Origin of the sequence: Parasphingomonas halimpatiens, assembly GCF_036663795.1 — a bacterium.
GTDB lineage: Bacteria > Pseudomonadota > Alphaproteobacteria > Sphingomonadales > Sphingomonadaceae > Sphingomonas.
Window position 1 is genome coordinate 22623 of the sequence record NZ_JAXOJP010000003.1, and the last position, 12450, is coordinate 35072.

Consider the following 12450-nt stretch of genomic DNA (forward strand, 5'->3'; position numbering starts at 1 on the left):
CGGTCAGATGCATGACGGGGGGGATCTACGGCAGACGCCGTTTCGATCATGCCGTCGGGAGAAGGGGACATCGTGATCGGCTTCCGCGTGGCGGCCAGGATGGCGACCGCCGGCCCTTGCCATGAAACACGAAAATTGCACAAGCGTGCGACGGCGGCGCCGACGCCACCTTCACCCGGGGCTTGCGATGCGTGTGGCACGGCAGGAGCGCGCGTGGTCGCTGACGCGCTGGATTTTTCTCGCCGCGAACGCGCCCGCGACGAGGAGAATTCGTTCTTGGCAATACCGCCAAGCCGTCACGCCGCGGCGGTGAAGACCTCATATGCCGCGGGTAGCGCGAGTACCGGACAGGTCGCTGCGCTGACGATGCGCTCGGTCGTGCTGCCGCGGATCGCGTCGAGCAGGCCGTGGCGTCCGGCCATCGGCATGGCGATCAGGCCGGCGTGGCGCGCCTGGTCGAGCAGCGTTTCGACCAGCGGCCCGCCAAGCGTGCGGACATGCTGGCCGTCGAGCAGGGTTGGTGCCTCCTCCCCGATATGGATGTAGTCGCGCGCAACCGTGAGCCCCTCGAGAACAGCATCCAGCAAGCGGACGGCGTTCTGGGGCGCGGGATCATGATCGACCGGCACGAGCACGGTCTTCAGATCGATCTGTCCGCTTCTGGCATCGACGAAGGGCTTTGCCGCCGGGCCGAAGATCAGCGTCGGCACGAGCGTCTCTTGCACCATTTCCGCCGACAGCGACCCGCCCAGCCAGCGACTGAGCCCGGTCCGCCCATGGCTCGCCATGACGATCAGGTCGGGCAGATGGTTCTGCATGAAGCGCAACAGGCCATCGGCGGTTTCCGTATCGCGGATCTCTACCTTGTGGATCGCGACCCCGGTCTTGCTCGATATGTCATCGATCGTCGCGTCGGTGTCGAGAAACCCCCAGCGATGCAGGATCGGGCGGATATGCGGGAAGAGGTCCCAATCATTGTCGCTATCGGGGGTGTGGACATGCAGCACGTCGAGCCGGCAGCGATTGACCAGGGCGAGGCGAAGCGCGTGTTCGAAGGCTACTTGCCCCTCGGGCGAGAAGTCGGTCGGGTGCGCGATGGAGGTGATCATGGTGAACTGCCGCCTGTTGAGATGCTGCCGGGATAAGATGATCGGGGCGGCGCGGGGAATAAGTACAACGACGTAAATCCCCGGCGGCGATCGGCCGCGCGAAAGGTGCGGGCGAGGACGACGGGACTCGGGCCGGCTGTACCATGACGAGCGCGGCAGAGCGGGCCGCGCCGCAGCGCGACCCGCTCGACAAGATCGTTCAGCCGGGGATTGTGCCTTCATCGGCGATCCGGGCATCGAATGACGCTGACGAATCGGTGCCATCGGCCTGGTGCGCAGTTTCGCGGTCGAACAGCAGCTCTTCGATGTCGCTCCAGCTATTGCCGCGCAGCATGAACAGCGCGGCGGTCGCGACGGCACCGACGGCGGCCACGCCGCCGACGATCGCCGCAGTGCCCCAATGGCTCGACGATTTGGTCGGTGCCTTGCGCGTGCGGCGTGGTGTCGTCGCGCGGCGCGCTGCGGTTGCGGTTGCCGGCTTGTCTGTCTTGCTGCTGGACTTGCGGGTGGTTGCCATCGTCGTACTCCTTGATGATCTGGAACACGCGTAACGCACGAATGGCGCGGCGTGTCCGTCGGGTCATTCGGCGCGCCACGACAGACCGGAAGAGCGTAGCTGCAGCTTTTCTCCGCTATGCCGGATCGTATATTGCGCGTGGGCGGATGACCCCACCGCTGGCCGCCTGCTCCATCGCATGGGCGGCCCAGCCAACCGATCGCGCGACCGCGAACAGGCGAAAGGCGGCATCCGGCGGCAACGCCGCGGCGCGGGTGATCGCCAGCACCGCAAAGTCGATATTCGGCGCCGCGTCGGTTGCATCGACGACCACGTTGCGCAGCTCTTCCAGCGCCGGATCGAGCGTGACATGGGCCAACAGCGCGGCACAGCGCGGGTCGCCATGGGGGTAGAGCGGGTGGCCAAATCCCGGCAACGGGTGACCCGCAGCAAGCCAGCGCATGACCGCCGCCTCGGTGCCGATCGCGGCGGTTTCGGCGAGCAACGCCGCCAGCGTTGCCCCGGCACCACCGTGGCGCGGACCCGATAGCGTGGCGAGGCCGGCGAGCAGGCTGGCCGGAAGCGACGCGCCGGTCGAGGCCGCGACGCGCGTCGCGAAGGTCGAGGGGTTCAACTCATGGTCGGCGAGCAGCACCAGCACACGACGGAGCAGGTCGCCGTGCCGGGCATCGACTGACCATCCCCGCGCCAGTCGCTCATGGACCGGGCCATCGCCCTGGCCGCCGAAAGCGGCCGCCAGCACCGCCACCGCTTCGTTTGCGTCGCCCACCAGGCGGGCAGGGGACCGCCCCAGCATCGATCGGCCCTTCGCGACGAGAGCTGCCAGGGCGACGAACGGGTCAGGCGCAGCCTCCGCCTCTCGAAAGGGCGCCATGTCGGACTGCTGCCACAACTGCGCGGCGACCTCTTCCAGCGTCGCCGTTTCGGCGAGCTCGCCCGCATCGCGGCCGCGAAAGATCAATCGACCATGGCGCACCGTCGATATCGAGGTCCGGATCACCGGCTCGCCCCATGCCATGGCGCTGGCGGCGATCGTCGTGCGGCGCCGCCCGCGCGCGCGGCGGCTGGTCAGCGCGAGAATGTCTTCGCCGCGATAGTGGCTGCGTCGCGGATCGTCCGGGTCGGTGCGCCGCTCGATCAGTCGGCGACTGACATAGGCGTAGAGCGTCTGCGCACGGACGCCGAGCATCGCCAGTGCTTCTTCGCGGCTCAGCCATTGTTGCATGATTGATTCACTTGATCAAGATTGATGAATGTCACGCAGGCGAGCATTTCGCGGGCCAATGGTCAACAAGGGAGTGACGATATGCGCGGTGGTCTCGAAGATGTCGTGGCGGCGGAGACGGTATTGTCGGACGTCGATGGCCTTGGCGGGCGCTTGATCATTCGCGGCTTTCCGCTCGACGCGCTGGTCGGTCAGCGCGGTTTCGAAGACGTCGTGCACTTGTTGTTCGGGGGCTTTTTCGACGATCTGCCGCCGCCCGATCGACTGGCCACCATGCTGGGTCATGCTCGGGAAGAAGTCTATGACATCGTCGCTCCGCTGATCGGCCATTGCGCCGAAATGCAGCCCTATGACGCGATGCGCGCGGGCGTCGCGCTACTCTCCGACGGCGTGACGCTGCAGGATGCGCTGCGCTTGATCGCCGCGCCCGCGGTGCTGATCCCGGCGCTGATCCGCGAACCGTCGGGAGCGGCACCGATCAGGCCCGAGCCGACGCTGCGCCACGCCGCCGACATCGTCCGGATGCTGGGCGGGGGCGGGGGCGCTGAAGCGCTCGACGCCTATCTCGTCACCGTTTGCGACCACGGTCTGAACGCATCGACCTTCGCCGCTCGTGTCGTCGCTTCGACCCAGGCAGGCCTGACCTCCGCGGTGCTCGCCGGGCTCGGCGCGCTGAAGGGGCCATTGCACGGCGGTGCTCCCGGCCCTGTGATCGACATGCTCGACGCGATCGCGACAGCGGGCGATCCGCGCGCGTGGCTCACGCGCGCGGTGGCCGACGGCAACCGGCTGATGGGGTTCGGCCACCGCATCTATCGCACGCGCGATCCGCGCGCCGATGCGCTGAAGGGTGCGCTGCGCAGGCTCGGTGGCGGCAACCAGCGGCTTCGCTTTGCCGAACAGGTCGAGGCCAGCGCGCTCGACATCTTGCGTCAGCACAAGCCCGAGCGGGTGCTCGAAACCAATGTCGAATTCTACACCGCGCTGCTACTGGAAGCGGTCGGCTTCCCGTCGGACGTCTTCACCGGCGTTTTCGCCATGGGGCGCACCGCCGGGTGGATCGCCCATGCGCGCGAGCAGGCGCTCACCGGGCGGCTGATCCGCCCGCAGTCACGCTACATCGCCCCGACCGACGACCATGCCGCTTAGCCGAGCCGCTTACCGGAAGGGCGGCTCGTTGAACGCGCGGAGTTTGCGGCTGTGGAGCTTGGCGCCTTCGCGGCGCAGTTCCTCGCAGGTTTCGATGCCGATGCGCATATGCTCGTTGATCGCGCGCTCGTAGAAGCGGTTGGCCTGGCCGGGCAGCTTGAGCTCGCCGTGCAGCGGCTTGTCCGAGACGCACAGCAGCGTGCCATAGGGCACCCGGAAGCGATAACCCTGCGCGGCGATCGTCGCCGATTCCATGTCGATGCCCGCGGCACGGCTGAGCGAGAAGCGCAGCGCCGATTTCGAATAGCGCAATTCCCAGTTGCGATCGTCGGTGGTGACGATCGTGCCCGTGCGCAGCCGGCGCTTCAGTTCGTCGCCGCTCTGGCCCGACACGGTCGCGGCGGCGCGGGCCAGCGCCTGCTGCACCTCGGCGATCGCCGGCACGGGGATTTCGGGCGGAAGCACATCGTCGAGCACATGGTCGTCGCGCAGATAGGCATGGGCAAGGACATAGTCGCCGATGCGCTGGCTCGGGCGCAGGCCGCCGCAATGGCCGATCATGATCCAGGCTTCGGGACGCATCACCGCGAGATGGTCGCAGATCGTCTTGGCGTTGGACGGGCCGACGCCGATGTTGACCAGCGTAATGCCGGTGCCGTCGGCGGCCATCAGGTGATAGGCCGGCATCTGGTGGCGGCGCCAAGCGCTGGTGTCGGCGAGCACCGCCTCGACATCGTCGCCGGCGCGGATCATCACGCCGCCGGCGCCCGACACGCCGGTGAAGCGGCTGCCTTCGCCAAGCTGGCCGCACGCCCAGCGGACGAATTCGTCGACATAGCGGTGATAGTTGGTGAACAGCACATAGCGCTGGACATGTTCGGGCGGGGTGCCGGTGTAATGGCGCAGCCGGGCGAGCGAGAAATCGGTGCGCAACCCGTCGAACAGTGCGAGCGGATAGATATCGTCGCTGACCGCATAGAGCCCGTCGGCGATTTCGTCGCCGATGTGGGACAGCTCGGCGGCGGGGAAATGCCGCGCCAGATCGACCGCCGAGATTTCGTCGAGGCTCAGCGCACGGCCGGGATCGATGACATAGGGAAAGGGGATTTCCTGCCGCCCCGGGACCGCAGCGACGGTGACGTCATAGTCCTCGATCAGGAAGGTCAACTGCTCGGTGAGATAGTCGGCGAACAGCGCCGGCTTGGTCACGCTGATGCGGTAATTGCCCTCGGTGACGAGGCGCCCGAACGAGCGCATCGGCGCCGGCCGGCTGTCGCCACCCTTATAGGTCAGGTGAATTTCGGGATAGGCGAAGCTGCCGTCGCGGCGCATCGCCGGATCGGGCACGGTGCCATTGGTGATATAGGCGGTCAGCGCGGTCTGCAGGCGCGCGACCGAAGCGCGATAGAGCCGATCGAGTTCGGCGACGATGTCGGATGCTACTGTCATCGGTGACGGCTAATGCCGTAACGACCGTCTGGCAAGCAATAGGGCGGCGGTCGCAGTTCGCCGCGAACCTTGCGTCGTTCGCCCCGGGCCTGCCCGCCGGGAGGGCGTGGCAAGCTCGGCGCGAAGCAACGGTTCAATCCTTGGCCGTGCCGTCGGCCTCATCGTCATTGTCGAGCAGCTTGCTCGCGCCATAGGCAGCGCCGGCTACCGCCGCTGCCGCACCGGCCGCGATCGCCGCGGCGGCCAGCGGATGTTCCTTGACCGCATCGACGGTCGATTCGACGGCGTCCTCGATTGCCTCCTGGGCGCGCTCGAGGAACGACTTTTCATGCTCTGCCGTCGGCTTGTCGCTATCCGTGTCGCTCACTGCCATTCTCCTGATCGTTGGTGCCCCACGCGTGCGCGGTCATAACATGACCGCGCACGCGCCGCGACCGTGAAAGCCTAGAGTTCGCCGATCAGATGCTCGGCCGAACTTACATTGAACTCGCCTGGTGCCTCGACATTGAGCTGCTCGACCACGCCGTCGTTGATCAGCATCGAATAGCGTTGGCCGCGCTTGCCAAGTCCGAACTTCGATCCGTCCATCGTCAGGCCGACCGCTTCGGCGAAATCGCCATTGCCGTCGGCGAGCATCGTCACCGCGCTGCCGGCGCCCGCGCTCTTGCTCCACGCGCCCATGACGAAGGCGTCGTTGACCGCGGTGCAGGCGATCTCGTCGACGCCCTTGGCCTTGAGCTCGTCGGCCTTGTCGACATAGCCGGGCAGGTGGCGCGCCGAGCAGGTCGGGGTGAAGGCGCCCGGCACCGAAAAGAGCGCGACCTTGCGGCCCTTGAAATATTCGTCAGAGCTGACCTGCTCGGGTCCGCTCTCGCCGACCTTGGTGAGGGTTAGGCTGGGCACGCGATCGCCAACGCCGATGGTCATGGGGGAACTCTCCTGTTGGGCCGCAGTGGCGCGGCGGTCGGGAGCGTACGTCGCAACACTGGCGGCGGATTTCAAGCATGGCGGTATGCGTCCGAAGCATTATGCTGGCGGGCGATGGATTCCGCCCCCTTCCTGACAGGACAGTTCCTGCTCGCCATGCCCGGCATCGGCGATCCGCGCTTCGATCGCGCGGTCATCGCGGTCTGCGCGCATGACCCGCAGGGGGCGATCGGCATCGGCATCGGCGCGACGATCGAGGGGCTCGGGCTGCACGATCTGCTCGAGCAGTTCGAGATCGCGCCCGGCGTGTCGCCCAACGCGCCGATCCATTTCGGCGGACCCGTCGATTCGCGGCGTGGCTTCGTTTTGCACTCGCCCGACTGGAGCGGGCAGGACACGATCGATGTCGCCGGGCGCTGGGCGCTTTCCGGGACGATCGATATCCTCAAGGCGCTGGCGGACGGCACCGGCCCGCGTCGCTGGCTGGTCGCGCTGGGCTATGCTGGGTGGGGCGAGGGCCAACTCGACGAGGAAATGACTCGTCACGGCTGGTTCAACGTGCCGGGCGACCTCGGCTTGCTTTATGATGTCGATGTCAGTGCACGGTGGCATGGTGGGTTCATCTCGGCGGGCATCGATCCTGCAATGCTGGCAAGCGCGGCCGGCCACGCCTGAGCGGCGGTTCAGCTCTCCAAAATCTGCGTCGCGTGCTGCAACATGACAGATTGTTCATGATATTGCCGGCATATTTCATCGTCATTCCATGGCGATGTGACGGCCTCTTGCGGGAAAACATGGCCCTTGCACACATTTTGCGCGCATTTTGTTACAAATTTATCATCGACTTGTCAGGCAGCGATGGTAGGTTGCGATACCCCAGCCTAGGATTGACCCGTGTTCCTCCAGACCCGGCCCGTCGATCGCCTGATAGCGCGACTTGGCGACTCGCGTGGTCTCGGCGCCGACCGGCGCATCGCCGTTTGCGGCACGCATCGCAGCGGCACGACGCTGTTGGGAAGTTTCCTGACCGCGGATTCGCGTAGTCGGCAGATCTTCGAGCCGTTCAACCCGGTGTTCGGGATCGAGGACGCAACCTACAGCTTTATCGCGGGCGATGTGGCTGATGCCCAGTGGCACGCGGTGATCGACCGCTTTCTCGCCGCCGATGGCGTTCGTTTCCGTCGTCCCCCTGTCGACCACAACCGTTTCGGGCGCTGGCTCAAGGGTACGCGCGCGGCGCGCGAATTTGCCGCTGCGCGCTTGTTTCGCCCCCGTCGACTGGTGTTCAAATGCCCGTTCATGTCGCTGTCGAGCCAGTATCTGATCGACCGGCACGGTATCCAGGTCGTCTTCACGATCAAGCATCCGGCGGCGTTTTTCGCGTCGCTGCGGCGGGTTGGCTGGCACGAGGCGCTGCCGCTCGACGACATGGTCGCGCAGGGCGTGATCGATGCTGCGACTCGCGATGCGGCGACCACCGCCGCGGCCCGCGCCGGGCTGTTCTGGTCGGTGGTCAATGCCCATGCGCTCGAGACCTATCGCCGGTTCCCCGGCGCGACCGCCTTCTGGTCGCACGAGCATTTCTGCCGTGCCCCGGACAGCGAGATGGAGCGCGTCATGGCTGCGCTGCACATCGATTATAGCAGCGCGATGCGCCGCGCGGTGGCGCAGGCGACGCAGGGCGCGATCGTCGAGCCGGACGGCAACACAGTCCACGCGCTGGTACGCGACTCGTCGGCGATGGCGGATTCCTGGCGGGGCAGAATTTCGCCCGAGGAGGAAGCCGAACTGCGGACGCGCTGCGGCGCGCTGTACGAGGAAATCGTCGGGACCGGCTGGTAGCAGCCCTGCAGTGGGCATTCGGTCCGGCTCAGCGCGTCGCGTGGCGCGCCTTCTGCGCTGCGGTGTCGGGTGATCGGCGACAAGGCGCGTCGAAAGCATTTTCTTATCGCTCGGTCCGTTGCGCGAGATGTGCGAGCGCGTGCCCGGACGGCCAATGCGGCAGCCGTTGCGTTTCAAACATATAAAGATATCGTTATATTTGATTTGGGGAGGCGCTGCGCCTATGTGGCGCCCAACTTACCTTATATCCGGAGATTCCCGTGGCCAGCGTTCTCGACCGTCCGACCGACTATGTCATTGCCGATATCGGCCTCGCCGACTTCGGCCGGGCGGAGATCAACATCGCCGAAACCGAGATGCCGGGCCTGATGAGCTTGCGTAGCGAGTTCGGCCCGTCGCAGCCGCTCAAGGGCGCGCGCATCACCGGCTCGCTGCACATGACGATCCAGACCGCGGTGTTGATCGAGACGCTGACCGCGCTGGGCGCCGATGTGCGCTGGGCGACCTGCAACATCTTCTCGACCCAGGACCATGCCGCCGCCGCGATCGCCGCGACCGGCGTGCCGGTGTTCGCGATCAAGGGCGAGAGCCTGGCGGACTATTGGGACTATGTCGGCGACATCTTCAGCTGGGACAGCGAGATCGAAGGCCAGACCGCCAACATCATCCTCGACGATGGCGGCGACGCGACGATGTTCGCGCTGTGGGGCGCCAAGCTCGAGGCCGGCCACACGCTGGGCGAGCCCGAGAATGAAGAGGAAGTCGAGTTCCAGCGCGCGCTGAAGGCGTTCGTCGCCAAGAAGCCGGGTTACCTGACCGAGACGGTCAGGAATTTGAAGGGCGTGTCGGAAGAGACCACCACCGGCGTGCACCGCCTGTACGAGATCGCCAAGAAGGGCGAGCTGCCGTTCCCGGCGATCAACGTCAACGACAGCGTGACCAAGTCGAAGTTCGACAATCTCTATGGCTGCAAGGAATCGCTGGTCGACGCGATCCGTCGCGCGACCGACGTGATGCTCGCCGGCAAGGTCGCCTGCGTCGCCGGCTTCGGCGATGTCGGCAAGGGCTCGGCACAGTCGCTGCGCAATGGCGGCGCGCGCGTGATGGTCACCGAGGTCGACCCGATCTGCGCGTTGCAGGCGGCGATGGAGGGCTTCGAGGTCGTGACGATGGAGGAAGCGGTGACCCGCGCCGACATCTTCGTGACCGCCACGGGCAATGCCGACGTCATCACCGCCGATCACATGAAGGCGATGAAGCCGATGTCGATCGTCTGCAACATCGGCCATTTCGACAGCGAGATCCAGATCGCGGCACTGTCGAACTACAAGTGGACCGAAGTGAAGCCGGGCACCGACCTGGTCGAGTTCCCCGACGGCAAGCAGATCATCGTCCTCGCCAAGGGCCGGCTGGTCAATCTCGGCTGCGCGACCGGTCACCCGTCGTTCGTGATGTCGGCCAGCTTCACCAACCAGACGCTGGCGCAGATCGAGCTGTGGACCAAGAGCGAGCAGTACAAGAACGAGGTCTATGTCCTGCCCAAGCATCTCGACGAGAAGGTCGCGGCGCTGCACCTCGAAAAGCTCGGCGTGAAGCTGTCGCAGCTCACCCCGAAGCAGGCCGGTTATATCGGCGTGCCGGTCGCAGGACCGTTCAAGCCCGACCATTACCGCTATTGATCGTGGCGTGCGCCGGTCAGCCGGCGCCTCGGCGACGCATGAAGGGGCCCGGCCAATTGGTCGGGCCCTTTTTCGTGTCGAGTGCGCTTCCCCAAGGTCGCCTGGATAGCCTAAGGATCAGCGGATGATGGCGTGCCAACCGAGCAAGATGCGCAACAGCGCCGATCGCTATGCCGCCTAGCTCGCTCCCGTCGATCATGATCGCCGGGGTCGCCGTGGCGCTGCTGATCGGTGGCGGTATGTGGTTGCTATACCTTGGGGTCGGCGCCCGGCGCGCAGCGGCCAGCGCCCTGGCCGAGAATGGGCGCATGGCCGCCCTCCTCGCGGGGGCGCCCGCGCTGGCCATGGTCGTGCGCGCCGATGGCCGGCTGGAATTGCCGGCCCGACTGTCGGATTGGCTCGGCCTCACCGCCACGCCGACCTATCTCGACGATCTTGCCGGTGAGACGACCGGCCTGGCGAAGGACGCGCTCACCGCCTTGTCCGCCGACATTGCCGCCGCGCAGAAATCCGGCCGCGCCTTTTCGCGCGCCGTCCGCGTTCAGGGCTCCGCGCGCGCGCTGATGATAAAGGGGCAGCGTGCGCCGCGCGATGTGCAGGCGCCGGGCGGCGTCGTGCTGTGGTGGTTCGACGCGAGCGAGAGCGAAGCCGAGATCGCGAAACTGAAGGCGGACGTTGCCGAGGCGCATCACGCCTTCGACGTGTTGAGCGGGCTGATCGAGGCGACGCCGCTGCCGATGTGGTATCGCGGCGACGACATGCGTCTCGCCATGGTCAACAGCCGCTATGTCGATGCGGTCGATGGTGCCGATGCCGAGGATGTGATTCGCCGCGGATTGGAACTGGTCGAGGGATCGGGGATCGGCGGGCCGCTGGCCAGCGCGATGCTCGCGCGCGACAGCGGCACGCTACAGATGCAGGCCATGCCGGCGACGATCAAGGGCGAGCGCCGCATGCTTCGCGTATATGACGTGCCGATGCCGACGGGCGGCGTTGCCGGCTTTGCGGTCGATATCGAGGATCTCGAACAGGCGCGTGCCTGGATCAAGCGCTTCGGCGATGCGCAGCGTGCGATGCTCGACCGGCTCTCGGCCGGCGTCGTGCAGTTCGCGCCCGATCGTGCCTTGACCTTCTGCAACCAGCCGTTCCGCCGGCTGTTCGCGATGAAGAGCGAATGGCTGGCCGACCGGCCCGAGTTCGATCGCGTGCTCGAACGGATGCGTGAAACCAACCGCCTGCCCGAGGTGCGCGACTTCCCCGGCTGGAAGGCCGAACGACGCGACTGGTTCCTCGCCGCCGGCGGGGCGATCGAGGAGAACTGGCATCTGCCGGGCGGCGTGCATCTGCGCGTCGTGGCGCAGCCGCTGCCCGATGGCGGCCTGCTGCTGATCTTCGAGGACCGTACCGAACAGGTCCAGCTGGCGAGCGCGCGCGACACGCTGCTGCGCGTGCGCACTGCGACGCTCGAAAATCTTGCCGAGGCAATCGGCGTGTTCGCGGCCGACGGGCGGCTGCAGCTGTGGAACAACAAATTCCGCACGGTGTGGGGCCTCGACGAGGAATTCCTCGCCGGGCATCCGCGCGTCGACGCACTGGTAACCGCGGTCTCGTCGCGACTGGTAAAACCGGGAAGAGCGAGCCTGATCAGTGATCTCGTGCGCGCCGCGACCGTCGAGCGACAGGGCCGCGGCGGCAGCGCGGCGTTTGCCGATGGGCGCCATTTCGATCTCGCCGCAGTGCCGCTCCCCGACGGCAACGGGCTGTTCACGATGCTCGACGTCTCGGACAGCCGCCGGATCGAACATGCGCTGCGCGATCGCAACGAAGCGCTGGTGGCGGCCGACCAGGTCAAGACCGCCTTCGTCGCCAATATGAGTTATGAGCTGCGCACCCCGCTGACCTCGATCAGCGGCTTCGCCGAGATGCTGAGCGAAGGTTATGCCGGCAAGCTGAGCAAGGACGGCGACGCCTATGTCACCGCGATCCTCGATTCGGTCGAGCGACTCGGAATCCTGGTCGATGAGGTGCTCGACCTGACGCAACATGACGGCCGCACGCCCGTGCTCGAAAAGCTCGACGTCGATCTCGATGCCGTCGCGCGCGCCGCCGCCGATGCGTTGGCTTCGGCGGCGAAGCGCAAGAAGATCGACTTTGCGATCGATATTCAGCCATCGATCGGCACCGTGCGCGGCGATGCCAAGCGATTGCGCCAGGTGATCGAACATCTGTTACGTCACGCCATTGCCGGTGCCGCCGAGGGCGGGCGCGTGCTGTTGCATGGCGACGGTACGGCCGCCGCGGCGCGGATTGTTGTCTCCGATGACGGCGCCGGGATGAGCGTCGGTGAGGTGAGCCGCGCGTTCGACCGCTTTGCCGAGCCCGGCATCACGCGCGACGGTGAGCGCGCGCTGGGATTGGGGCTGCCGCTCGCTCGGCAATTCGTCGAGGCGCATGGCGGCACGATCGAGCTCGTTTCCGAACCCGGCGAAGGGACCTTCGTGACCGTCGATCTCCCTCGCCGGCCGCTTGCCTGATCCAGCAAGTGCGCATATT

At 66.5% G+C, this 12450-nt stretch carries 11 protein-coding genes; 5 read left to right on the top strand and 6 right to left on the bottom strand.

The genetic code is table 11. The features are described 5' to 3' along the window. Nucleotides 1-296: 296 nt before the first annotated feature. The 3 genes from U1839_RS04005 to U1839_RS04015 all read right to left on the bottom strand — a co-directional run bounded on the left by U1839_RS04005 (nucleotide 297) and on the right by U1839_RS04015 (nucleotide 2851). On the bottom strand, nucleotides 297-1109 hold the full coding sequence (locus U1839_RS04005) for a universal stress protein (protein WP_332802384.1): 813 nt from the start codon (nucleotides 1107-1109) through the stop codon (nucleotides 297-299). Between the two features lie 199 nt (nucleotides 1110-1308). After that, nucleotides 1309-1626 (bottom strand): hypothetical protein, encoded by a 318-nt coding sequence (locus tag U1839_RS04010; RefSeq protein WP_332802385.1) that lies wholly within the window; start codon nucleotides 1624-1626, stop codon nucleotides 1309-1311. Nucleotides 1627-1741: 115 nt separating this feature from the next. Next, nucleotides 1742-2851, bottom strand: coding sequence for a citrate synthase (locus tag U1839_RS04015; RefSeq protein ID WP_332802386.1), 1110 nt, complete (start codon nucleotides 2849-2851; stop codon nucleotides 1742-1744). A gap of 81 nt (nucleotides 2852-2932) precedes the next feature. Here U1839_RS04015 and U1839_RS04020 point away from each other — a divergent pair, with 81 nt between their 5' ends. Next, nucleotides 2933-4000, top strand: a complete 1068-nt coding sequence (locus U1839_RS04020; protein ID WP_332802387.1) for a citrate synthase/methylcitrate synthase — start codon at nucleotides 2933-2935, stop codon at nucleotides 3998-4000. A gap of 9 nt (nucleotides 4001-4009) precedes the next feature. Here the strand turns inward: U1839_RS04020 and U1839_RS04025 are convergent, their stop codons facing one another. The 3 genes from U1839_RS04025 to U1839_RS04035 form a co-directional block, all read right to left on the bottom strand. Then, nucleotides 4010-5449: an AMP nucleosidase gene (locus U1839_RS04025; protein ID WP_332802388.1), complete on the bottom strand. Its 1440-nt coding sequence runs from the start codon at nucleotides 5447-5449 to the stop codon at nucleotides 4010-4012. Between the two features lie 133 nt (nucleotides 5450-5582). Continuing rightward, nucleotides 5583-5822: a hypothetical protein gene (locus U1839_RS04030; RefSeq protein ID WP_332802389.1), complete on the bottom strand. Its 240-nt coding sequence runs from the start codon at nucleotides 5820-5822 to the stop codon at nucleotides 5583-5585. A gap of 71 nt (nucleotides 5823-5893) precedes the next feature. Next, the gene (locus tag U1839_RS04035; protein WP_332802390.1) at nucleotides 5894-6376 is read right to left on the bottom strand and encodes a peroxiredoxin; all 483 of its coding nucleotides are present in this window, start codon (nucleotides 6374-6376) and stop codon (nucleotides 5894-5896) included. A gap of 114 nt (nucleotides 6377-6490) precedes the next feature. Here U1839_RS04035 and U1839_RS04040 point away from each other — a divergent pair, with 114 nt between their 5' ends. The 4 genes from U1839_RS04040 to U1839_RS04055 all read left to right on the top strand — a co-directional run bounded on the left by U1839_RS04040 (nucleotide 6491) and on the right by U1839_RS04055 (nucleotide 12431). Continuing rightward, on the top strand, nucleotides 6491-7051 hold the full coding sequence (locus U1839_RS04040; RefSeq protein WP_332802391.1) for a YqgE/AlgH family protein: 561 nt from the start codon (nucleotides 6491-6493) through the stop codon (nucleotides 7049-7051). Nucleotides 7052-7270: 219 nt separating this feature from the next. Continuing rightward, nucleotides 7271-8218 carry a hypothetical protein gene (locus U1839_RS04045; RefSeq protein WP_332802392.1) on the top strand — a complete coding sequence of 316 codons (948 nt, stop codon included), beginning with the start codon at nucleotides 7271-7273 and terminating at the stop codon, nucleotides 8216-8218. A 260-nt stretch (nucleotides 8219-8478) separates the two neighbouring features. Beyond that, a complete protein-coding gene (ahcY, locus tag U1839_RS04050; protein ID WP_332802393.1) occupies nucleotides 8479-9897 on the top strand; it encodes an adenosylhomocysteinase in 1419 nt (472 codons plus the stop codon). 197 nt (nucleotides 9898-10094) lie between these two features. Then, nucleotides 10095-12431, top strand: coding sequence for a sensor histidine kinase (locus U1839_RS04055; RefSeq protein WP_332802394.1), 2337 nt, complete (start codon nucleotides 10095-10097; stop codon nucleotides 12429-12431). Nucleotides 12432-12450 lie beyond the last annotated feature (19 nt).